The 19,663-nt window shown below is 67.2% G+C and carries 19 protein-coding genes, 1 tRNA gene and 2 pseudogenes; 11 read left to right on the forward strand and 11 right to left on the reverse strand.

The features are described 5' to 3' along the window. Positions 1–35 precede the first annotated feature (35 nt). From ACZ1HC_RS11720 to surE, 3 genes are all read right to left on the reverse strand, one after another. Complete coding sequence (locus ACZ1HC_RS11720; RefSeq protein ID WP_472700138.1) at positions 36–746, reverse strand: peptidoglycan DD-metalloendopeptidase family protein; 711 nt, start codon at positions 744–746, stop codon at positions 36–38. A 404-nt stretch (positions 747–1,150) separates the two neighbouring features. Beyond that, positions 1,151–1,816, reverse strand: a complete 666-nt coding sequence (locus ACZ1HC_RS11725; RefSeq protein WP_472700139.1) for a protein-L-isoaspartate(D-aspartate) O-methyltransferase — start codon at positions 1,814–1,816, stop codon at positions 1,151–1,153. Then, complete coding sequence (surE, locus tag ACZ1HC_RS11730; RefSeq protein WP_472700140.1) at positions 1,813–2,628, reverse strand: 5'/3'-nucleotidase SurE; 816 nt, start codon at positions 2,626–2,628, stop codon at positions 1,813–1,815. Before surE ends, ACZ1HC_RS11725 begins: the two co-directional genes overlap by 4 nt. Positions 2,629–2,813: 185 nt before the next feature. Here surE and ACZ1HC_RS11735 point away from each other — a divergent pair, with 185 nt between their 5' ends. Both ACZ1HC_RS11735 and ACZ1HC_RS11740 read left to right on the forward strand, forming a co-directional pair. Beyond that, positions 2,814–3,728: a sulfite exporter TauE/SafE family protein gene (locus tag ACZ1HC_RS11735; RefSeq protein ID WP_472700141.1), complete on the forward strand. Its 915-nt coding sequence runs from the start codon at positions 2,814–2,816 to the stop codon at positions 3,726–3,728. Further along, entirely contained in the window at positions 3,725–4,558 is an 834-nt protein-coding gene (locus ACZ1HC_RS11740) for a TIGR02186 family protein (RefSeq protein WP_472700142.1), read from the forward strand. Before ACZ1HC_RS11735 ends, ACZ1HC_RS11740 begins: the two co-directional genes overlap by 4 nt. Before the next feature lie 20 nt (positions 4,559–4,578). Here the strand turns inward: ACZ1HC_RS11740 and ACZ1HC_RS11745 are convergent, their stop codons facing one another. Then, positions 4,579–5,535 (reverse strand): L-malyl-CoA/beta-methylmalyl-CoA lyase, encoded by a 957-nt coding sequence (locus ACZ1HC_RS11745; protein ID WP_472700143.1) that lies wholly within the window; start codon positions 5,533–5,535, stop codon positions 4,579–4,581. Positions 5,536–5,678: 143 nt separating this feature from the next. On the opposite strand from ACZ1HC_RS11745, the gene ACZ1HC_RS11750 reads away from it, so the two are divergent. Then, positions 5,679–6,539 (forward strand): D-amino-acid transaminase, encoded by an 861-nt coding sequence (locus ACZ1HC_RS11750; protein ID WP_472700144.1) that lies wholly within the window; start codon positions 5,679–5,681, stop codon positions 6,537–6,539. A gap of 23 nt (positions 6,540–6,562) precedes the next feature. Here ACZ1HC_RS11750 and ACZ1HC_RS11755 read toward each other — a convergent pair whose 3' ends face one another. Further along, a complete protein-coding gene (locus tag ACZ1HC_RS11755) occupies positions 6,563–7,471 on the reverse strand; it encodes a 1-acyl-sn-glycerol-3-phosphate acyltransferase (RefSeq protein ID WP_472700145.1) in 909 nt (302 codons plus the stop codon). Positions 7,472–7,513: 42 nt separating this feature from the next. Further along, positions 7,514–10,104 (reverse strand): annotated as a pseudogene (pepN, locus tag ACZ1HC_RS11760) (aminopeptidase N). Positions 10,105–10,303: 199 nt separating this feature from the next. On the opposite strand from pepN, the gene ACZ1HC_RS11765 reads away from it, so the two are divergent. The 5 genes and pseudogenes from ACZ1HC_RS11765 to ACZ1HC_RS11785 all read left to right on the forward strand — a co-directional run bounded on the left by ACZ1HC_RS11765 (position 10,304) and on the right by ACZ1HC_RS11785 (position 16,006). Next, positions 10,304–10,906: a hypothetical protein gene (locus tag ACZ1HC_RS11765; protein WP_472700146.1), complete on the forward strand. Its 603-nt coding sequence runs from the start codon at positions 10,304–10,306 to the stop codon at positions 10,904–10,906. 183 nt (positions 10,907–11,089) lie between these two features. Next, a pseudogene (locus ACZ1HC_RS11770) lies at positions 11,090–12,662 on the forward strand (Re/Si-specific NAD(P)(+) transhydrogenase subunit alpha). 10 nt (positions 12,663–12,672) lie between these two features. Then, positions 12,673–14,115, forward strand: a complete 1,443-nt coding sequence (locus ACZ1HC_RS11775; RefSeq protein WP_472700147.1) for an NAD(P)(+) transhydrogenase (Re/Si-specific) subunit beta — start codon at positions 12,673–12,675, stop codon at positions 14,113–14,115. 97 nt (positions 14,116–14,212) lie between these two features. Next, positions 14,213–15,520, forward strand: coding sequence for a DUF3422 family protein (locus ACZ1HC_RS11780; RefSeq protein WP_472700148.1), 1,308 nt, complete (start codon positions 14,213–14,215; stop codon positions 15,518–15,520). A 144-nt stretch (positions 15,521–15,664) separates the two neighbouring features. Beyond that, the gene (locus ACZ1HC_RS11785) at positions 15,665–16,006 is read left to right on the forward strand and encodes an arsenate reductase family protein (protein WP_472700149.1); all 342 of its coding nucleotides are present in this window, start codon (positions 15,665–15,667) and stop codon (positions 16,004–16,006) included. Between the two features lie 3 nt (positions 16,007–16,009). Here ACZ1HC_RS11785 and ACZ1HC_RS11790 read toward each other — a convergent pair whose 3' ends face one another. Together ACZ1HC_RS11790 and gph are read right to left on the reverse strand one after the other, a co-directional pair. After that, on the reverse strand, positions 16,010–16,435 hold the full coding sequence (locus tag ACZ1HC_RS11790) for a TIGR01244 family sulfur transferase (protein ID WP_472700150.1): 426 nt from the start codon (positions 16,433–16,435) through the stop codon (positions 16,010–16,012). Between the two features lie 89 nt (positions 16,436–16,524). After that, positions 16,525–17,205 carry a phosphoglycolate phosphatase gene (gene gph, locus ACZ1HC_RS11795; RefSeq protein WP_472700151.1) on the reverse strand — a complete coding sequence of 227 codons (681 nt, stop codon included), beginning with the start codon at positions 17,203–17,205 and terminating at the stop codon, positions 16,525–16,527. 151 nt (positions 17,206–17,356) lie between these two features. Here gph and ACZ1HC_RS11800 point away from each other — a divergent pair, with 151 nt between their 5' ends. The 3 genes from ACZ1HC_RS11800 to grxD all read left to right on the forward strand — a co-directional run bounded on the left by ACZ1HC_RS11800 (position 17,357) and on the right by grxD (position 18,289). After that, entirely contained in the window at positions 17,357–17,524 is a 168-nt protein-coding gene (locus ACZ1HC_RS11800) for a hypothetical protein (protein WP_472700152.1), read from the forward strand. Positions 17,525–17,640: 116 nt separating this feature from the next. Beyond that, positions 17,641–17,883 (forward strand): BolA/IbaG family iron-sulfur metabolism protein, encoded by a 243-nt coding sequence (locus ACZ1HC_RS11805; protein WP_472700153.1) that lies wholly within the window; start codon positions 17,641–17,643, stop codon positions 17,881–17,883. A 43-nt stretch (positions 17,884–17,926) separates the two neighbouring features. Then, a complete protein-coding gene (grxD, locus tag ACZ1HC_RS11810) occupies positions 17,927–18,289 on the forward strand; it encodes a Grx4 family monothiol glutaredoxin (RefSeq protein WP_472700154.1) in 363 nt (120 codons plus the stop codon). Positions 18,290–18,340: 51 nt separating this feature from the next. Here grxD and ACZ1HC_RS11815 read toward each other — a convergent pair whose 3' ends face one another. The 3 genes from ACZ1HC_RS11815 to ACZ1HC_RS11825 all read right to left on the reverse strand — a co-directional run bounded on the left by ACZ1HC_RS11815 (position 18,341) and on the right by ACZ1HC_RS11825 (position 19,641). Further along, entirely contained in the window at positions 18,341–19,003 is a 663-nt protein-coding gene (locus tag ACZ1HC_RS11815; RefSeq protein ID WP_472700155.1) for a phage holin family protein, read from the reverse strand. Positions 19,004–19,014: 11 nt separating this feature from the next. Next, positions 19,015–19,458, reverse strand: coding sequence for an ElaB/YgaM/YqjD family protein (locus ACZ1HC_RS11820; RefSeq protein ID WP_472700156.1), 444 nt, complete (start codon positions 19,456–19,458; stop codon positions 19,015–19,017). A 106-nt stretch (positions 19,459–19,564) separates the two neighbouring features. Then, positions 19,565–19,641 (reverse strand) — tRNA-His (locus ACZ1HC_RS11825). Positions 19,642–19,663 lie beyond the last annotated feature (22 nt).

Below are 19,663 nucleotides of genomic sequence, written 5' to 3' on the forward strand. Positions count from 1 at the left end.
GGCCAACGTCCCGGACGGCAGGTCGTTCCGAGGCATCAGTTCAGGTATTCCTCGGGATCGACGCTTTCGAAGCCCTGGCGGACCTCGAAATGCACGAAGCCGTCCTGTCCGGCGCTGCCGATGGACTGTCCGGCGGAAACCGTGTCGCCCTTGGCCACGTCCAGGCTGCCCAGTCCCGTATAGACCGTCATCAGGTTGCCGTCGTGGCGCACCACCACGATGGGGGTGCCGGCGGTATCCTCGGTCACGGCCGCGACCGTGCCGGCCCCCGCGGCCTTCACCGCCGTGCCCGCGGTGGCCGAAATGTCGATGCCGTCGTTCCTGCCCTTCTCATAGACGCGGATGATCGAGCCCGAGACCGGCATCTGGAAGCGCCCGCCCGCCGAGGCTGCCGTGCGCGTCGCGCCCAGGTCGGTCACGGGTGTCGGCGGACCGGGATCGGCGGCGGGGGCCGTGGTTTCGGCCGGCAGCGGCTGGGCGGCCGATGGCGGTGGCGGCGTCGGGCTGCCCGTTCCGGGGGCCGTGGTCACGGCGACGGGATCGGGCGGCCGCTGCCCCTGAACCGGCACGATCAGCCGCTGGCCGACCCGCAGCGACATCGAGGAAGGCAGGCCGTTCCACGCCGCAAGATCCTGGACATCGACATCGTAGCGGCGGGCGATCGACCAGGCGGTTTCGCCCGCAGCCACCACATGCTGGGCAGGATTGGCGGGCGCAGGCGCGGCCGAGGCGAAGGGGTCGGCCACCCCGCCGCCCGCGCCCCCGGTCGCTGGCACGCGCTGCGACAGAACCAGCGTCTGCCCCCCGTCAGCGCCGCGTTGGCGGGCAGGGCGTTGTGACGGGCCAGGCGCGCGGCATCCACGCCCAGGCGGGCCGCCACGCTGCCGACCGTGTCGCCGTTCCGCGCCACGACCACCTGATAGTTCGGGAAGGTGATGACGCCCCGGTCGTCGGGCTGCGGACGCGGCACGGCGCGGGCCGCGGCATCGGCGGTGCTCAGCGCGCTGGGCATCCAGCCGCGCAGATCCGGGTCGAAGCCCGTCGCACCGCACGATGCCAGAAGGACGGCCGCAGCACCGGTGCTGGCAAGCCGCTTGAAAATCCTGCTCATTCTATCGTCGTCCTCAACCTGCCTTGCCGCAGATCCGGGTCATGTCGGACCCAACCCTTCGACCAGCGGCACAAATCGCACCTGTCGCAACTCGTCATAGTCGTAGCCGGCTTCGGTCCGCGTCACGCGGATCAGCGTCTGGACGGCGTCGGACTGCCCCACCGGCACCACCATGATACCGCCGATCTTCAACTGTGCCAACAGCGGCCCCGGCGGATCCTCGGCGGCGGCGGTGACAAGGATGCGATCGAAGGGGGCCTGGTCAGGCAGGCCGCGCGACCCGTCGGCCACCTGCGCGGTAATGTTGGACAGGCCAAGCTGGCGGAAGATGGCCTCGGCCTCGTGGACAAGGCGGCGGTGGCGATCTACGGTATAGACGCGGCGGCACAGCCCCGACAGGATCGCCGCCTGATAGCCCGATCCCGTGCCGATTTCCAGCACCGTGTCGCGCGGGCCGGGGTTCAGGGACTGCGTCATCAGCCCCACGACCGACGGCTGGCTGATCGTCTGCCCGCAGGGGATGGGCAGCGGCGTGTCCTCGTAGGCGCGGTCGGCGAACTGGCCGCGGACGAACAGGCCGCGGTCGATCCGCTCCATCGCGGCCAGCACCCGCGGGTCGGTCACGCCGCGAGACCGCAACTGGAACAGAAAGCGCATCTTGCGTTCGGCGGCGTTGTCCTGGTCGTCGGGGCGGTCCGCGGTCATGACAGGCCCGCCGCAATGCTGTCGTCGTCGAACAGACCCGCCATGTCCTGCAGCGAGGCGTGGCAGGTCAGGTCGGCGCGCATAGGGGTGACGGAGATGAAGCCCTCCATGTTCACGGCGACATCGGTTCCGGGACGGGCAGGGGCGTTCTGGGCGCCCCCGGCCGCCCACATGAAGCGACGGCCGTTGGGGGCGGTGTGGGGAACCACGCGGAAGTTCGTGCCCTGCCGCCGCCCCTGGGCCACCACGCGGGCGCCGCGCACCGAAGCCGCGGGGACGGGCGGAAAGTTGATGTTGTAGAACAGCCTGAAATCCGCGTCCGAGGTCCAGTCCCCGTGGTCCAGCAGCCGCCGGATCACCGCCGCGCCGTGCAGACGGGCGGCTTCGAACGGATCTGCCAGGCCCGATGTCCGGGGCCCCAGATACTGCGACAGGGCGATGGCGGGCAGGCCTTGCAGCGCAGCCTCCATCGCGCCCCCGATGGTTCCCGAATACATCGCGTTCTCGCCCGAGTTGTTGCCCCGGTTGACCCCCGACAGCACAAGGTCCGGCGGAGCATCCGTCATGATGTCATAGAGCGCGGCCAGCACGCAATCGGCGGGGCTTCCCTCGGTCGCGTAGCGACGCTCGTCAAGGCGGGCGACCATCGTCGGGTGGGAATAGCTGATGCAGTGGGCGACGCCCGACTGCTCGAAAGCCGGGGCGACGGTCCAGACCTGCCCCGCGGGACCGGCAAGGGCTGCCGCGATCTCGGCCAGGACCTCGAGCCCGGGGGCGTTGATGCCGTCGTCGTTGGTGATCAGTATCCGCATCGTCTGGCCCGCATGGTCCTGCGGCGCCTGGACAGCGCCTGTTCACATCCCCGTTCCTGCTTAGCCGGGCGATGGTCCCGCTTCAAGCGCCAGCGTCCCCGGACAGGGGCGCGGGTCCAGGAAAGCGGTTTGACCTGCCTGCCGGGCCGTTGCATCCTTGTCCCGATGCAAGCGGCACCCGGAACATGCAGATCTATCTTCCCATCGCAGAGGTCTCTGTCAACGCCTTCACGCTGATCGGCCTGGGCGGCCTTGTCGGCCTGATGAGCGGCCTGTTCGGGGTGGGCGGCGGGTTTCTCATCACGCCGCTGCTGTTCTTCATCGGCATCCCGCCCCCCATCGCGGTGGCGACCGGCGCGAACCAGGTGGTGGCCTCGTCGGTGTCGGGCGTCCTGGCCCATGTCAGGCGCAAGAGCGTGGACTTCCGCATGGGAGGCGTCCTGCTGGCCGGCGGCCTCGTCGGGTCCTGGATCGGCGTCTGGGTCTTCACCCTGCTGCAGGATCTGGGTCAGGTCGATCTGGTCGTGCAGTTGTGCTATGTCGTGTTTCTGGGGCTGATCGGCCTGATGATGCTGCAGGAAAGCCTGCGCGCGCTGCGCCGGTCCAGCAAGCCCGGCCAGCGGAAGCGCCTGCACCAGCGGAACTGGATCCACGGCTGGCCGGTAAAGGTCAAGTTCCGCGCCTCGGGACTGTACATCAGCGTCTTTCCCCCGCTGCTGGTGGGTCTTGCTGTGGGCGTGCTGGCGGCCATCATGGGCGTGGGCGGCGGCTTCATCATGGTTCCGGCGATGATCTATCTGTTGGGGATGCCCACCAAGGTCGTGGTCGGCACGTCGCTGTTCCAGATCACCTTCCTGACCGCCTTCACGACGCTGATGCACGCCGTCAGCTACAACACCGTGGACATCATGCTGGCGGTGCTGCTGATCGTGGGCGGCGTGGTCGGCGCGCAGTTCGGCACGACGCTGGGCGCGAAGCTGCGGGCCGAACAGCTGCGGATCCTGCTGGCGCTGCTGGTTCTGGGGGTCTGCGGCAAGCTGGCGCTGGATCTGTTCCTGACGCCGGACGATCTTTACGTCATCCAGCCGGGCATCGGATGATGCGGCTGGTGCTGGCCTGCCTGGTCCTTCTGGCCCTGCCTGCCGCTGCGATGGCGCAATCGACCATGCCGCGGGACGATGCCGACGCCCTGCCGGTGGCGACCGCGCCGGAACGCCCTGCCGAGACCGTGGTGGCGGGCCTGTCCAGCGACACGGTGGCGATCACCGCCAGCTTCGACGGGTCCGACATCCTGATCTATGGCGCGATCAAGCGCGAAGCGCCGATCCCCGAGGGGCCGCCCCTTCAGGTGATCGTGACGGTCGAGGCTCCGTCGCGCGGCGTCACCGTCTGGCGCAAGGAACGCAAGGCCGGGATCTGGATGAATTCCGAAGCCGTGCGGATCGGCGCTGCGCCGGGCTTCTATGCCGTCGCCACCTCGGCCCCGCTCGAGGACATCCTGCTGCCGGAATGGGACAGCCGCTACCGGATTTCCCTTCCCCTGGCGATGCGCGCCTTCGCAGGCCAGCTCGCCGTGGAAAGCGCCGTCCCCTTCACCGAGGCCCTGATCCGCATCCGTCAGGACGAGGGGCTGTATCGCCTGGACGAGGGCAGCGTGTCGCTGATCGACCAGACCCTGTTCCGGGTGGACGTGAACCTGCCCGCGAACCTGGTCGAAGGGGCCTACAAGACGCGGATCTTCCTGCTGCGCGGCGGCGAGGTGATCGACGTCTTCGTGGCGCCGATCAACGTGCGCAAGGTGGGGCTGGAACGCTGGCTTTTCCGCCTGGCCTACGACCAGCCGTTTCTCTACGGGCTGATGTCGCTGCTGGTGGCAGTGGTGGCGGGCTGGGGCGCCTCGGCGGCGTTCCAGCGGCTGCGGCGACCCTAGGGGCCGCAGCCGCAAGGGCCTCATCCGGCGATCAGTTCCGCCTGGCGCACGATCACCTCGGCCTGCTTGATCGAGGCAATGTCGACCAGCCGGCCCTTGTAGACCGTGGCGCCCGCGCCCTCGGCCTTGGCCTTTTCCATCGCGGCCAGGATCTCTCGCGCCTCGGCGACGGCGGCCTCGCTGGGGGAAAAGACCTCGTTGGCCAGGGCGACCTGGCTGGGATGGATCGCCCATTTCCCGACCATCCCTAGCGTGGCCGACCGGCGCGCCTGGGCCATGAAGCCCTCGCGGTCGCTGAAGTCGCCGAACGGCCCGTCCACCGGCAGCAGGCCATGCGCGCGGCAGGCGGCGACGATGGCGGCCTGCGCCCAGTGCCACGGGTCGGGCCAGTATTTCTGCCCCTCGTGGATCATGTAGTAGTTTTCCTGCGTCCCGCCGATCCCGGTGGTCGCCATCCCCATCGAGGCGGCGAAATCGGCGGCCCCCAGGCTGATCGCCTGCATCCGCGGGGACGAGGCCGCGATCTCCTCGACATGGCAGATGCCGGCCGCGCTTTCGATGATGACCTCGAAACTCAGGCGCTTGCCGCGGCCTCTGGCGCGTTCGACCGCCGTCACCAGCGCGTCCACCGCATAGATGTCGCTGGCATTGCCGGCCTTCGGGATCATGATCTGGTCCAGCCGGTCCCCCGCCTGTTCCAGCAGATCCACCACGTCCCGATACCAAAAGGGCGTGTCCAGACCGTTGATCCTGACCGAAAGCGTCTTATCGCCCCAGTCGATGTCGCCGATCGCCTGGATGACGTTCCGGCGCGCCCGGTCCTTGTCGTCCGGCGCCACCGAATCCTCGAGATCCAGGTTGACGACATCGGCGGCGGATTTCGCCATCTTCTCGAAAAGGCTGTCCCGAGAGCCGGGGCCGAACAACTGGCAGCGGTTCAGGCGGGCAGGGGGCAGGGGCTGGGTGCGAAAACTCATGGGGTCCGTTCCAGAAAGATTGGCGTCGCGTCAAGCAATATTGTTTCGCGCCTGCAGCATCAAGTCCGCAGTTGCTTTGTCTTGACGAACCCGGGCTTTCGGCGCAGGACGCAGCCACCGCAACCAGATCCCCGGGGAACAACATGACGCGCACGGTTTATGTCAACGGCGACTTCCTTCCCGAGGATCAGGCCACCGTGTCGATCTTCGACCGGGGGTTCCTGATGGCCGACGGCGTCTATGAAGTGGTCAGCGTCCTGGGGGGCAAGCTGCTTGATTTCGCAGGCCATATGATGCGCCTGAAGCGGTCACTGGACGAACTGGCAATGGACAATCCGCTGTCAGACGACGACTATCTGGCAGCCTTCCGCGCCCTGGTGGACCGCAACGCCATCACCGACGGACTGGTGTACCTGCAGGTCACGCGCGGCAACCCGGGCGATCGCGATTTCGCCTATCCCCCGGCGGGCACCCGCCCCACGGTGGTGATGTTCACGCAGGCCAAGCCCGGGCTGGCCGATGCGCCCGCCGCCCGGACCGGCTGGCGCGTCATCAGCATTGCCGACCAGCGATGGGCGCGCCGCGACATCAAGACGGTGCAGTTGCTCTATCCCTCGATGGCCAAGATGGAGGCCAAGGCGCGCGGGGCGGACGACGCCTGGATGGTCGAGGACGGGATGGTGACCGAAGGCACCAGCAACAACGCCTATATCGTCAAGAACGGCACCATCGTCACCCGCGCGCTGTCCAACGACATCCTGCACGGCATCACCCGCGCCGCCGTCCTGCGCTTCGCCGCCGAGGCGCAGATGCAGGTCGAGGAGCGCAGCTTCACGATCGCGGAAGCGCAGGCGGCGGACGAGGCCTTCATCACCTCGGCAAGCGCCTTCGTGATGCCGGTGGTGGAAATCGACGGCGCGCCCATCGGCACGGGTCAGGTCGGCCCGGTGGCGACGCGGCTGCGCGAGATCTATCTTGAGGAAAGCCGCAAGGCGGCGATCTAGGCGGGCGCCTGCCGGCCGGGCCTCTAGGCCAGACCCTTCGACCCCCGCACCAGCCGCGCGCTGCCGCGGTCCTGCATCAGGCGCGCGGCATCCGGGCCGGGGGCCGGCAAGGCCAGGACGGCATCGCGCAGCACGGCGATCGCGTCCTCGCCCTTGGGCAGGGTCGCGGGATCGACGGGCGCGCCCACGGTCACGCGATAGGGCTGCCTGCGCTTGTTCAGAACCTCGTTGAACAGGGTCACGTCGCGCAGCGTCGGGTGGATGGCATCCAGCAGGTAGAACAGCGCCGAATTGCGGGCCCGGATGTTCATGGGGATGATCGGCACCCCGAACTTGCGCGCGATCATCGCGGCGCTTGCCATCCAGGGACGTTCGTGAAGCCGCAGGCCGCGGCGCTTGGCCAGCCGGCCCGAGGGGAAGATCAGCCCGATCCGCCCCGCCGACAGCGCCTCGCGCGTGTAGTCCATGGTCGCCTTGGTCTTGGCATGGCTGCGCTTTTCCACGCGCCATTCGACGCCGGCAATGAGATCCGCCGTCTGCGGCAGCACCCGGATCATGTCGTGGTTGGCATAGATGAACAGATCGTCGCGCAGATGCGAGATCAGCGCGTGGACCACGATCCCGTCGGCGATCCCCGTGGGATGGTTCGCCACGATCAGGGCAGGGCCGGTGGCGGGGATGTGTTCCATCCCCGCGACCCGGACATCGCGCACGATCAGGTCGGTCATGCGGCGCATGATCTCGACCGTGGGCAGATCGCGGAACTCGGATCCCAGGCGGATCGTCGTCGGATAGCGCAGCAGGCCCATCATCGCCCAGCGGGCGACGCGGTGATGCGGTCTGCCGCTGTAAAGCCACGGCGCCCGTTCGGCGATCAGCGGGTCCAGGCGGGCCTGCATCTCGGCCCTGGCATCGGCGTGATGGTCACTCATCCCGGCCTTTCTGCCCCGCCTGCGGGGCGCCTGCAACCGCGATCATCGACCGGCGGCGATCATCCGCGAAACCATCTCGCGGGTGTTCTTGCTCAAACCCTCGGCCGCGGCCATTCGTTCCAGCGCCGCCAAGGCCTTGGCCCGGCGCCCGGAATCGTAGCGGGTCCAGGTCTCGAAGGCGGAGGACAGGCGCGCTGCGATCTGCGGGTTGACCGGGTCCATGCGCAGCAGCCAGTCGGCCGTGAAGTCATAGCCCGAGCCATCGGCGGCATGGAAGCCGGCGTGGTTCGCGGACAAGCCCCCCAGAAGCGCCCGGAAGCGGTTGGGGTTCTTCCAGTCGAAGTCCTTGCGCTCCGACAGCGCGCGGGCGATCGCCACGGCCTGCCGGGGGGCGCGGCCATCGGCTGCACCGCGAACCACTTGTCCATCACCAGCCGGTTGTCCGCGAACTGGTCATGCAGCGCCGCCAGTTCCGCCTGCCCGCGCCCGCGTCGCAGCAGGGCGGTCAGCGCGGCCATCCGTTCGGTCATGTTGCCGGCGATGCCGAACAGGATCTCGGCCCGTTCGCCGCCGTCGATGCGGGTCAGCAGCCCCAGGACGGCATTGCGCAGCGACCGCCGCGCGGCGTCAGCGGCCTCGGGACGATAGGGGCCGTCCACCGTCATGTCGTCATACAGGGCCGACAGCAGATCCAGATGCGCGCCGGCGATCCGGCGGCACAGGGATTCGCGCGCCTCGTGGATCGCGTCGGGATCGGGGGTGATGCCGTCATCGGACAGGCGGGTGGCGATCTCCTCCTCTCCGGGCAGCTTGAGGCAGAGCGCCCGGAAGGCCGGATCGGCCCCCTGGTCGCCGATCAGCCGGCCGATGGCCTCGACATAGCTTTCCCCGGCGTTCTGGCCCTGCGAAAGCGCCGTCAGCGCCGACAGCGCCAGGTCGCGGCCGGCTTCCCAGCGGGCGAAGGGGTCGGTGTCATGGGCCAGCAGGAAGGCGCGGGTGGCGTCGTCCAGCTGCCGCGGCAGGATCACCGGGGCCGAGAAGCCGCGCAGCGCCGAGACGACCGGCCGTGCGCCCAGGCCGGCGAAGCTGAAGGACTGGCGAGGCTCGGTCATCTCCAGCAGCTGCGTCGGCGCGACCTCGTCGCCGTTGGGGCCGATCAGGCCCACGGCGATCGGGATCACGCGCGGCGGCTTCTCGGGCTGTCCCGGCGTGGGGGGCGTGGCCTGGGCGAAGGACAGGACCAGGCTGCCGCCGGCTTCTTCGGCCTGCCAGTCCTCGGTCATGGTCAGGCGCGGGGTTCCGGCGTCGGTGTACCACCGCTTGAACTGGGTCAGGTCGCGGCCGGTGGCGTCCTCGAACACCTTCAGCCAGTCCTCGATGGTGGCGGCGTCGCCGTCGTGGCGGTCGAAATACAGATCAAGTGCCCGGCGATAGCCGTCGTCGCCCACCAGCCGCTTCAGCATCCCGATCACCTCGGCGCCCTTTTCATAGACGGTCGCGGTGTAGAAGTTGTTGATTTCCTCGTAGCGGTCGGGCCGCGGCGGATGGGCCAGCGGCCCCTGATCCTCGCGGAACTGGCGGCTGCGCAGGGTCTGCACATCCTCGATCCGCTTGACGGCAGCAGACCGCATGTCGCTGGTGAACTGCTGGTCGCGAAAGACCGTCAGCCCTTCCTTCAGGCAAAGCTGGAACCAGTCGCGGCAGGTGATGCGGTTGCCCGTCCAGTTATGGAAGTATTCATGTGCGATCACCGCCTCGATCCGTTCGTAGTCGGAATCGGTCGCGGTTTCCGGGCTGGCCAGCACCAGTTTCGAGTTGAAGATGTTCAACCCCTTGTTTTCCATTGCCCCCATGTTGAAATCGTCCACCGCGACGATGTTGAACACGTCCAGGTCGTATTCCCGGCCGTAGACATCCTCATCCCACCTCATCGACTTAATGAGCGATTCCATCGCGAAGCCGGCACGGTCCTGATCGCCAGGGCGCACCCAGACGTTCAGCGCGACGCGGCGACCCGACCGGGTGGTGAAGCTGTCGCTGACGGCGACCAGATCGCCCGCCACCAGGGCGAACAGATAGGACGGCTTGGGCCAGGGGTCGTGCCATTCGGCGCGGCCCTGCGACTGGCCGACCGGATTGCCGTTCGACAGCAGCACCGGCAGGTCGCTGTCGATGGTGACGTGGAAGGTCGCCATGACGTCGGGCCGGTCCGGATAGAAGGTGATGTGGCGGAACCCTTCCGCCTCGCACTGGGTGCAGAACATGCCGTTCGAGATGTACAGCCCCTCGAAGGCCGTGTTGGCCGAGGGGTCGATCTCGACCTCGGTTTCCAGCAGGAAGGGGTGGCGCGGCAGCGCGGCCGCGGCGAGGGTCAGCGTCTCGTCCTGGCGCGAGAAGTCGGCCGGATCAACCGTCCTTCCGTCGATGGTCAGGCTTATAAGCTTGACCGCCCTGCCGCCATCCAGGACCAGATCGGCGCGCTGAGCCGGATCGCGGGGCGCCAGCGAAAGTTCCGTGCTGACGCGCGTCTGCGTGGGCGCCAGCCGGAATCGCATCCGCGTCGCCGACAACAGGAAGGGATAGGGCCGGTAATCGGCAAGTTCATGCACATTCTGCCCGAAAGTGTCGTTCATCGCATCCTCGGCCTGAAGAAAGCTGCCCCGGCTGGCGGAACCTGTTCACCGCCAAGGTGTTAGTCGCATGAAAGCCGGGTCGCAAGTCGGCTGATTTCCTGCACGGCGCGATCGGTCGAAGCGACAGGTTCCGGTCGGGGAAGCAGATCGGGGGCGGCAGTGAAACCGGTGGTTCAACACAGCACTCTGGAGGCCAGCAATGACCTATGATCCCAACGACCCCAACCGCCCGCGACCCGTTGATCCCGCGCGTCCTGCCGACCCGACCGTGCGGAATGAAACCTATGTCGCGCCGGTCGAGCGTCGATCGTCGCCCCTGCCGCTGATCATCGGCGTCCTTCTGGCCCTGGCCCTGGCCTATTTCGTGCTTCAGCGGTTCACCGGGGACGAAACGGAAGCCGTCGAGGGCGACACCACCACCGTGACAACCACCACCGGGGCCGGTGACGCCGGGGCTGTCGATGCCGAAGCCGCTGCCGACGGCGCCGCCGCAGAGACGGAGGATGCCGCCGAGGATGCCGCCGCCGCCGCTGAAAATGCCGCCGAGAGCGCGGCCGCTGCCGCCGACAACGCCGCCGAGGCCACCGGCACCGCCCTCGAGGAAGTCGCCGAGGAAGCCAGCGACGCTGCGGACGCTGCTGCGGAAAGCGCCGCCGATGCGGCCAGCGACGCGGGTGCCGCCATCGACGACGCGGTGACGGTCGACGAGGAAGAGCCGGCGATCACCACTCCGGCCCCCGCGACCACGACGCCTCCTGCGGGCACCACGGCCCCTGCGGGCACCACGGCCCCCGCGAACTGACGCAGCAAGAACTGGCACGCGACCGCCAGACGACGCCCGGAGCCGCGACGCTTCGGGCGTTTTCATGTCACAGGCTCCTCTGGCCGTGGCGTTGCTATCGCCAAGGCGCGGTCTTGTGAAACATTGTTTCGCGGTGCTATCTGTCGTGCAACCGGAACCGAGCGAGCGGGGGACAACACAGCCATGAAGATTGGCGCGTTGAAGGAAAGTTTCGAGGGCGAGGCGCGGGTCGCGATCACGCCCTCATCTGCCGGACACCTGAAGAAGCTGGGGCACGAGGTCTTCGTGGAAGGCGGGGCAGGGGCACGGGCAGGGTTTTCGGACGAAAGCTATCGCGATGCGGGGGTCACCGTCGTGCCCTCGGCCGCCGAACTGATCCGGTCTGTCGATGTCGTGGCGAAGGTCCGCCAGCCGACCGAGGCCGAGATCGGGCAGATGCGCGAAGGGCAGACGCTGATCTCGTTCTTCTATCCGGCGCAGAACGGCGATCTGCTGGCCCTCGCCAAGGAGAAGGGCATCACCGCCATCGCGATGGACATGGTGCCGCGAGATCAGCCGCGCGCAGAAGATGGACGCGCTGTCGTCGATGGCCAACATCGCCGGCTACCGCGCGGTGATCGAGGCCGCCAACAACTTCGGCCGCTTCTTCACGGGGCAGGTGACCGCGGCGGGCAAGGTGCCGCCGGCCAAGGTGCTGGTGGTGGGGGCCGGCGTCGCGGGTCTCGCGGCCATCGGCACGGCGGTATCGCTGGGCGCGCAGGTCTATGCCTTCGACGTGCGCCCCGAAGTGGCCGAACAGATCGAGTCGATGGGCGCCGAGTTCGTTTACCTGGAATTCGATGAAACCCAGGACGGCGCCGCCACCGGTGGCTATGCCGCCCCGTCGTCGCCCGAGTTCCGCGAAAAGCAGCTTGCCCGCTTCCGCGAGCTTGCGCCACAGATGGACGTGGTCATCACCACCGCGCTGATCCCCGGCCGCGACGCGCCGAAGCTGTGGACCCGCGACATGGTCGAGGCCATGAAGCCCGGCAGCGTGATCGTCGATCTGGCCGCAGAGCGCGGCGGGAACTGCGAACTGACCATCCCCGACGAACGCCACGTGACCGAAAACGGCGTGACGATCATCGGTTATACCGACTTTCCGTCACGCATGGGCGCCCAGGCGTCCGAGCTTTACGGCAACAACGTCCGCCACTTCATCGCCGACCTGACGCCGAAAAAGGACGGCGTGATCGTCCACGACATGGAGGACGACGTGATCCGGGGCGCGACCGTCACCCGCGACCACGACGTGACCTGGCCGCCGCCGCCGCCCAAGGTCGCCGCCATCGCGGCGCAGAAGCCCCGCGAACGAAAGCGCGAACTGACCGTCGAGGAGCGTCGCGCCGCCGAGGTCGCGGCGTTCCGGGCAGAGACGAAGTCGCAGGTGACGCTGCTGGGATCGGGGGCGGTCGTCCTGCTGCTGATCGGGGCGGTGGCGCCCGCCAGCTTCATGGCGCATTTCATCGTCTTCGTGCTGGCCTGCTTCATCGGCTTCCGGGTGATCTGGAACGTCGCCCACTCGCTGCACACCCCGCTGATGGCGATCACCAACGCCATCAGTTCCATCATCATCCTGGGCGCGCTGATGCAGATCGGGTCCGGGTCCTGGTGGATCGTCCTGCTGGCCGCCCTGGCGGTGCTGATGGCGGGCATCAACATCTTCGGCGGCTTCCTGGTCACGCGCCGGATGCTGGCCATGTTCCAGAAGTCGTAAGGGGACAGCCATGGAATACGGATTCACCACCGCGGCCTATGTGGTCGCAGCCGTGCTGTTCATCCTGTCGCTGGGCGGGCTGTCGGGGCAGGAAAGCGCCAAGCGCGCGATCTGGTACGGCATCGTCGGCATGGGGCTTGCCGTTCTGGCGACGCTGATCGGACCGGGGGCAGGCAACTGGCTGCTGTCCGTGGTCATGATCGCCATCGGCGGCGCGATCGGCTGGGTCGTCGCCAAGCGCGTCCAGATGACCGAGATGCCGCAACTGGTCGCCGCGATGCATTCGCTGGTGGGCCTTGCCGCGGTCTTCGTTGGCTTCAACGCGCAGATCGAACTGGCCCGCGTCCTGCGCGCCAAGGCCGAGGAGGGCGTGGACGTCTTCTATGGCTTCGCGGCCGTCCTGGCCCACAAGACCCCGGCCGAGATCGCCATGCTGAAGATCGAGGTCGCCTTGGGCGTCTTCATCGGCGCAGTGACATTCACCGGCTCGATCGTCGCCTTCGGCAAGCTGGCGGGCCGGGTGGACGGCAAGCTCAGGAAGCTGCCGGGCGGGCACCTGCTGAACGCCGGCGCCCTGGGGTTGTCGGTGCTGCTGGCGATCCTCTATTGCACGGGCGTGGGCCCGGCGATCTTCTGGCTGATCCTGATCACCCTGCTGGCCTTCTTCATCGGCTATCACCTGATCATGGGGATCGGCGGCGCCGACATGCCGGTGGTCGTGTCGATGCTGAACAGCTATTCGGGCTGGGCCGCGGCCATGATCGGCTTCACGCTGTCCAACGACCTGCTGATCGTCGTGGGCGCGCTTGTGGGTTCAAGCGGTGCGATCCTGTCCTATATCATGTGCAAGGCGATGAACCGCAACTTCGTCAGCGTGATCCTGGGCGGCTTCGGCGGCGAGACGGGCCCGGCGGCGGAAATCACCGGGGAACAGATCGCCATCGACGCCGAGGGTGTGGCCGCCGCGCTGAACGACGCCGACAGCGTCATCATCGTGCCGGGCTACGGCATGGCGGTGGCGCAGGCGCAAGGCGCCGTCAGCGAGTTGACGCGCAAGCTGCGCGCGGCGGGCAAGACGGTGCGCTTTGCCATCCACCCCGTTGCGGGCCGTCTGCCCGGCCACATGAACGTGCTGCTTGCCGAGGCCAAGGTGCCCTATGACATCGTGCTGGAGATGGACGAAATCAACGATGATTTCCCCAACACCGACGTGGTGATCGTCATCGGCTCGAACGACATCGTCAACCCGGCGGCCCAGGACGACCCGAACAGCCCCATCGCCGGGATGCCGGTGCTGGAGGTCTGGAAGGCCAAGCAGGTCTTCGTCAGCAAGCGCGGCCAGGGCACCGGCTATTCCGGGATCGAGAACCCGCTGTTCTTCAAGGAAAACACCCGGATGTTCTATGGCGACGCCAAGGACAGCCTGAACAAGCTGCTGCCGCTGATCGAGTGAAGGGGGCAGGGGGCGAAGGCGCGCCCCCTGCCGCTGCCCGCGCAGGGGGCCGGCGGGTTGGGACGACCCAGCCCGTTCAGGGAACCAGGGGAACGACATGGCGGCAGAGATCGAACACCCGTTGCGGTACGAGCTGGTCAACGAACTGCACGCCCGGCCGTCGCCGCGCCTGTCGGCGCCCGCGACCTGCGCCTTCGTCGCCTTCAAGGAACCTCGGGATGCCGCCAACCGCGACCGGGGCAGGGACCATGCACATCTGGCCGCACTGACCTCTCGTCACGGCGGGCCGCGGCCGGACCCCGAGGACAGCCATTACCAGGGGCGCCTTGGCAGGCATGACCTGAAATGGGAAAGCCATACGGAATTCGTGACCTACATGGCGACGACGCCCGGCCTGCCGATCCGGCCCTTCGACCCCAGTGCGGCGGCGATCTTTCCGGCGGAATGGCAAGCCCAGGCGCCGGGCCGGCGCGTGGCCGCGGTCATGGTCCAGATCGACATCCTGCCGGATGATCCGGCCGAGACGCTGGATCGGATCGGCACATGGTTCGCGCGCGACAGCCTGACCGCCGTCTGGGTGCTGGAGGAAGCCGCCTTGATCGCCAGCGATTTCCGCATCGACGCCGACGGCTGGATGCGGTTCGCGATCTTCCTGCGGCCCGGCGTCGGCCCGGGGCGCACCGGACGCGTCCTTCACCGCCTGGTGGAACTGGAAACTTACCGGGCCATGTCCATGCTGGCACTGGGCCGATCTCGCGGCCTGTCGCGACGGCTGAACGAACTGGAACCTCGTTTGTCCGCCATCGTGGACGCCATGGACGACGACCGCCGCCCGGCCGAGTCGGTGCTGCACGACCTGCTGGAAGTCGCGACCGAACTAGAGTCCCAGGCGGTCCAGCACTCGTTCCGCTTCGGCGCCACGAAGGCCTACGAGGCGATCGTCATGGACCGGCTGGCGGCGCTGCGCGAGACACGGTTCATGGGGCGGCAGATGCTGACCGAGTTCATGCGCCGCCGGTACCAGCCTGCCATGCGCACCGTTACCTCGGCCGAGGATCGGCTGCGTGCCATGATCGAGCGCACCCGCCGCGCCGCCGATCTGCTGCGAACCCGGGTCGATGTCGAACGGTCGGCCCAGAACCAGGCCCTGCTGGAGCGCATGGACCGCCGCGCCGATCTGCAACTGCGCCTGCAGCACACCGTGGAAGGGCTGTCGGTTGTGGCGATCAGCTATTACGCGGTGGGGCTGCTGTCCTATGCATTGTATCCGGCCGCTTCGGCCCTGGGGGTGGACAAGGCCTATCTGACCGCGGGACTGACGCCGGTCGTGGTGCTGATCGTCTGGTGGGCGATGCGGCAGGTCCGGCGCCGGCTGCACGATGGCAACGCGACCGGCGATTTGTGACTTGCCGCAGCCCGGGGCAGGGGAATAACCACCCCGTATCACCCTCCGGAGACGTTCGTGAAACTGCTTCTTGCCCTTGCCGCGCTTCTGCCGCTGTCGGCGTGCGGCGTTCCCCTGGTGCCCTTTGTCTGATCGGAGCCCTTGATGAAGAAACTGACCCTCTACGGTCTTGGACATTGCTCGACCTGCCAGAAGGCGCAGGCGGATCTGGAACAGCATGGTTGGACGGTCGATTTCCGCGACGTCCAGCAGGACCCGCTGTCGAAGGAAGAACGGACAACGCTGGTCCGCGCCTTCGGCGACAAGATCGTGAACCGCGCCAGCCTGACATGGCGCGGCATGTCCGAGGAAGACCGGGCCGCCGATCCGGTGGCCATGCTGGGGGCGCGGCCCAGCGTCATGAAGCGGCCGGCGATCGTCGCTGACGATCTGCGGCTGCTGGGCTGGACCGCCAATGTCAAGCGCGCCCTGGGCGTGCCGGCCTGAACCTCAGCGGCTGGCCCCCGCCAGCGACCGCATCAGCGGCACGACGGGCGACAGGTCATAGCCTGCCTGGGTCGCCGTGTTCAGCACCTCGGCTTCGGACAGCCTGCCGGCCTGACCCAGCGCCCACAGCACCGTCGAGCGGTGCCCGGACCGGCAATAGGCGACGGCGGGCTTCTGGCCTTCCAGCGCGGCGGCGAAATCCTGGATCAGGTCGGGCGTGACTTGGCCGGGCCGGAAGGGCAGGTAATGGTATTCCATCCCCGCCTCCGCGGCGGCCTTGGCCATCGCCTCGTGATCGATCGCTCCGTCTTCTTCGTCCGGGCGGTTGTTGATCAGCGTCTTGAAGCCCGATCGGGCCAGCAGCGGCACGTCCGACAGGTCGATCTGCGGCGAGACCGCAAGGTTCGGAGTAAGCTGACGCAGGTCCATGACAAGCCTTTCCTGATGCTCACCCGGATTGGCGCATCCCGGTGCGCAATGTCAAGCGTCGGCGGCCGGCGACTTATCGTCCCGACAGGTCAGGCCGGGACATGCGATTCGATCAAGCCAAGCAGGTCTGAAAAGTCGTCGAAGGGCGCCAGATGCGGCAATTCCTGAATTGGCGTCAGGCGATAGCCCTGTGTATAGATCAGGAATGGCACCGGAACCGCCGCGGCGCAGGCGGCGTCGAACTCGCTGTCGCCGACATAGAGGGCGCGCGGCCGCACCGGATCCGCGCCCAGTTCCTGCAGCGCCGCACGCAGAGGAGCCGGATGCGGCTTGCGCTCTGGCACCGAATCTCCGCCGATCACGGATCCGAACAGGGGCGCAAGGTCCAGGTGCGCCAGGATGGCACGAGTGACGGCCAGTGGCTTGTTGGTGCAGATCCCCAGCGGATGCCCGCGGTCGGCCAGCGTATTCAGGCAGCGGGCGACATGCGGGAAAAGCCGCGTCAGCTGCGTCGCGTCCTGGTAGCAGGCCATGAACGCCGCGATGTAATGGGGCTTGCGGTCGTCAGGAAGCTGCTGCGCCGCCATGACCTTCTGCCACAACGCATCGACACCGCCGCCGATGAAGCCGCGGACCTGGGCCAGCGTCAGAGGCGGCACGTCATGCTGCGCCAGGACGGCATTGACGAAGGCATGGATGTCCGGGGCGCTGTCGATCAGGGTGCCGTCCAGATCGAAGACGACCGGACAGGGCGCAAGGCAGACGTTCATGCGGCTTTTCCTTTATGTTCCATAATACAGATTATGTCGGTACCGCCAAGCTACTGTCTGAGCGGCTGATTTCGGAACTTTATCCCCTTCTTCGGCTTTTTTATCTCATTGATGCGACGACCGTAACCCTGGATCCTGAAAGGACAATCCCATGAGAGTGATCACGGCAAGCCTGTGCGGCGGGCTGCTTTTCGTCTTGGCCGCCTGTGGTGACAATGCGACCGAACGGGCCGCGACCGGCGGTCTGGGCGGCGCCGTCATTGCCGGTCCTGCCGGCGCTGTGGTTGGCGGAACCGTGGGCGCAGCGACTGCGAACTGACATGGTTGCTGCCCCGATGCAGGCGGCCGCGTCCCACGCGGCCGCCTTTTTCGTTGGCCTTGCGGGGCTGCCCTGCTTCACCTACATCTGTGTCGCAAAGGCAGAAGGACAGCCCCATGGCCATGGAAGCCCATGACATAGAAGCCCTGATCCGCACGGCATTTCCCAACGCCCGGATCACGATCACCGACTTGGCGGGTGACGGAAACCACTATGCCGCCGAGGTGATCGACGAAAGCTTCCGGGGCCAGAACCGTGTTCAGCAGCAGCGGGCCGTCTATGCAGCCCTCCAGGACAAGATGGCGGGCAAATCCGGCCAGCTTCACGCCCTTGCATTGACCACCAAAGCGCCTGACTGAGGCCCTGCCCCTTGGCCAGACCATCAGAGACAGGATGAAAGACATGACGGAAGTGACGCAGAAAATTCAGGAAATCGTGGATACGACCGACGTCGTTCTGTTCATGAAAGGCACCAGGGAGATGCCGCAATGCGGGTTCTCAAGCCGGGTTGCCGGCGTCTTGAACTACATGGGCGTCAACTACCGGGACGTGAACGTGCTGTCTGACGACGAGATCCGCCAGGGGATCAAGGATTTTTCGGACTGGCCCACCATTCCGCAGCTTTACGTCAAGGGCGAATTCGTCGGCGGCTGCGATATCGTCACCGAGATGACGCTGTCCGGCGAGCTGGATCAGTTGTTCGACCAGAAAGGCGTAGCTTACGACAAGGATGCCGCCGACAAGATCCGGGAAGCCAACGCCTGACCCGCGGATCATCCCGCAAAAGACGGGCCGCTGGATGCGGCCCTTTTTCCCTTACAGGATGTCGTCGCGATAATCGTCCTCGTCGTCGTCATCCTGCTGTTCGCGGAGCTTCGCCGCAAGCGTGACGCCGATGGCGAAGGCCCCCAGCAGCTTTGCCATGCTGGCCGCGTTCGAACTGTTCGCCCGCGACAGGGTGCCGGTGGCGTCCTCGACCCGGCTGCGCACCGTCTCGATCTTTGCGGGGGTAAAGCCCACCGCCTGCGCCGCGTTCCTCGCCACGCCAAAGACGCGCCGTTCCGTATCGTCGGCCAGCTTGTTGGCCCGGTGGCTTGCCTCATCCATCAGCGACGACACCTTGTTGCCCGCCATGTCCATGACGCGCTCGGCTTCCGAACGGGCCTTCAGCAGCGCTGCATCGGCGGCCAGCGACACCCGCGCCTCGACCTCTTTCTTCAGGTCATCTGTCGAAGGCATCTCGTGCTTGGCGTTCTTCGACATTGTGAAAAGGACCAGCCCGACCACGATGAACAGCACCGCCACCGCCAGCGAGGCGAGGGTCGGGCCCCAGCCGAGATTATGGGCCAGGAATGACCAGAGCGCGGCAATCAGGAAGCCGACGGCGATGGCCAGGACGACCCCGGCCACCGCTTTCATGGCCGACCGACGCGCGGTGTCCTTGAGAGCAAGTTGAAGACGCTGCGCATAGTCGAACATGGGAAACGTCCTCAGCGACGGGCCAGGATCAGGCCGACCAGGAAGCCGATGCCGGCAGCGATCCCCAGAGCCTGGGCGGGATTGCGGCGGACCATTTCGGAAACTTCGTCGTAACGCTCCTCGGCGTAATGGGCCACTTCCGAGGCCTTCTGCTGGCCGGTGCTGTAGAGACGCTCGGCCTCGGCCCGGGCGCGGCTGGCATACTCTCCGCCGACCTCGCGGGCCTGCTCAACATAGTCCTGGGCGGTTTCGCGGGCCTGCTTCGCCATGTCGGCGCCGCGGTCCTTGATGTTGCCGCTGCCCGACTTCTGGGTGCCGCTGTCCTTCTGCGCGCCGGCGTCGCGCAGGTCCTCATTGACGTTCTTGGCGCCTTCGCGCAGGTCGTTCTTCACCTGCTGCCCGGTCGCCGTGGCGTCCTTCTTGGCGTTGTTCAGGGCGGGATTCTGTTCTGCCATGGTCATATCCTCGGGTGCGTTGTCACCATCAAGGATCAAACCCGCGGACAAAGACCCGAGTTCCACCGGACCAGTCCGGCCATCGACATTCATGCAGTCCGGGGGATGGTACCGCCTCCCCGGCTCGAACGGGGGACCTCTAGATCCACAATCTAGCGCTCTAACCGGCTGAGCTAAGGCGGCACGGATGCGTTCTCTAACCCTG

It is taken from the genome of Paracoccus sp. BR5-17, from assembly GCF_055693925.1.

What these genes read in the sequence shown, in the direction of transcription:
- ACZ1HC_RS11800 (WP_472700152.1), top strand. Translation starts at nt 17,357, where the DNA reads ATGAGAGTGATCACGGCAAGCCTGTGCGGCGGGCTGCTTTTCGTCTTG.
- ACZ1HC_RS11765 (WP_472700146.1), top strand. Translation starts at nt 10,304, where the DNA reads ATGACCTATGATCCCAACGACCCCAACCGCCCGCGACCCGTTGATCCC.
- gph (WP_472700151.1), bottom strand. Translation starts at nt 17,205, where the DNA reads ATGAACGTCTGCCTTGCGCCCTGTCCGGTCGTCTTCGATCTGGACGGC.
- grxD (WP_472700154.1), top strand. Translation starts at nt 17,927, where the DNA reads ATGACGGAAGTGACGCAGAAAATTCAGGAAATCGTGGATACGACCGAC.
- surE (WP_472700140.1), bottom strand. Translation starts at nt 2,628, where the DNA reads ATGCGGATACTGATCACCAACGACGACGGCATCAACGCCCCCGGGCTC.
- ACZ1HC_RS11780 (WP_472700148.1), top strand. Translation starts at nt 14,213, where the DNA reads ATGGCGGCAGAGATCGAACACCCGTTGCGGTACGAGCTGGTCAACGAA.
- ACZ1HC_RS11740 (WP_472700142.1), top strand. Translation starts at nt 3,725, where the DNA reads ATGATGCGGCTGGTGCTGGCCTGCCTGGTCCTTCTGGCCCTGCCTGCC.
- ACZ1HC_RS11820 (WP_472700156.1), bottom strand. Translation starts at nt 19,458, where the DNA reads ATGGCAGAACAGAATCCCGCCCTGAACAACGCCAAGAAGGACGCCACG.
- ACZ1HC_RS11785 (WP_472700149.1), top strand. Translation starts at nt 15,665, where the DNA reads ATGAAGAAACTGACCCTCTACGGTCTTGGACATTGCTCGACCTGCCAG.
- ACZ1HC_RS11745 (WP_472700143.1), bottom strand. Translation starts at nt 5,535, where the DNA reads ATGAGTTTTCGCACCCAGCCCCTGCCCCCTGCCCGCCTGAACCGCTGC.
- ACZ1HC_RS11775 (WP_472700147.1), top strand. Translation starts at nt 12,673, where the DNA reads ATGGAATACGGATTCACCACCGCGGCCTATGTGGTCGCAGCCGTGCTG.
- ACZ1HC_RS11755 (WP_472700145.1), bottom strand. Translation starts at nt 7,471, where the DNA reads ATGAGTGACCATCACGCCGATGCCAGGGCCGAGATGCAGGCCCGCCTG.
- ACZ1HC_RS11805 (WP_472700153.1), top strand. Translation starts at nt 17,641, where the DNA reads ATGGCCATGGAAGCCCATGACATAGAAGCCCTGATCCGCACGGCATTT.
- ACZ1HC_RS11815 (WP_472700155.1), bottom strand. Translation starts at nt 19,003, where the DNA reads ATGTTCGACTATGCGCAGCGTCTTCAACTTGCTCTCAAGGACACCGCG.
- ACZ1HC_RS11725 (WP_472700139.1), bottom strand. Translation starts at nt 1,816, where the DNA reads ATGACCGCGGACCGCCCCGACGACCAGGACAACGCCGCCGAACGCAAG.
- ACZ1HC_RS11735 (WP_472700141.1), top strand. Translation starts at nt 2,814, where the DNA reads ATGCAGATCTATCTTCCCATCGCAGAGGTCTCTGTCAACGCCTTCACG.
- ACZ1HC_RS11790 (WP_472700150.1), bottom strand. Translation starts at nt 16,435, where the DNA reads ATGGACCTGCGTCAGCTTACTCCGAACCTTGCGGTCTCGCCGCAGATC.
- ACZ1HC_RS11750 (WP_472700144.1), top strand. Translation starts at nt 5,679, where the DNA reads ATGACGCGCACGGTTTATGTCAACGGCGACTTCCTTCCCGAGGATCAG.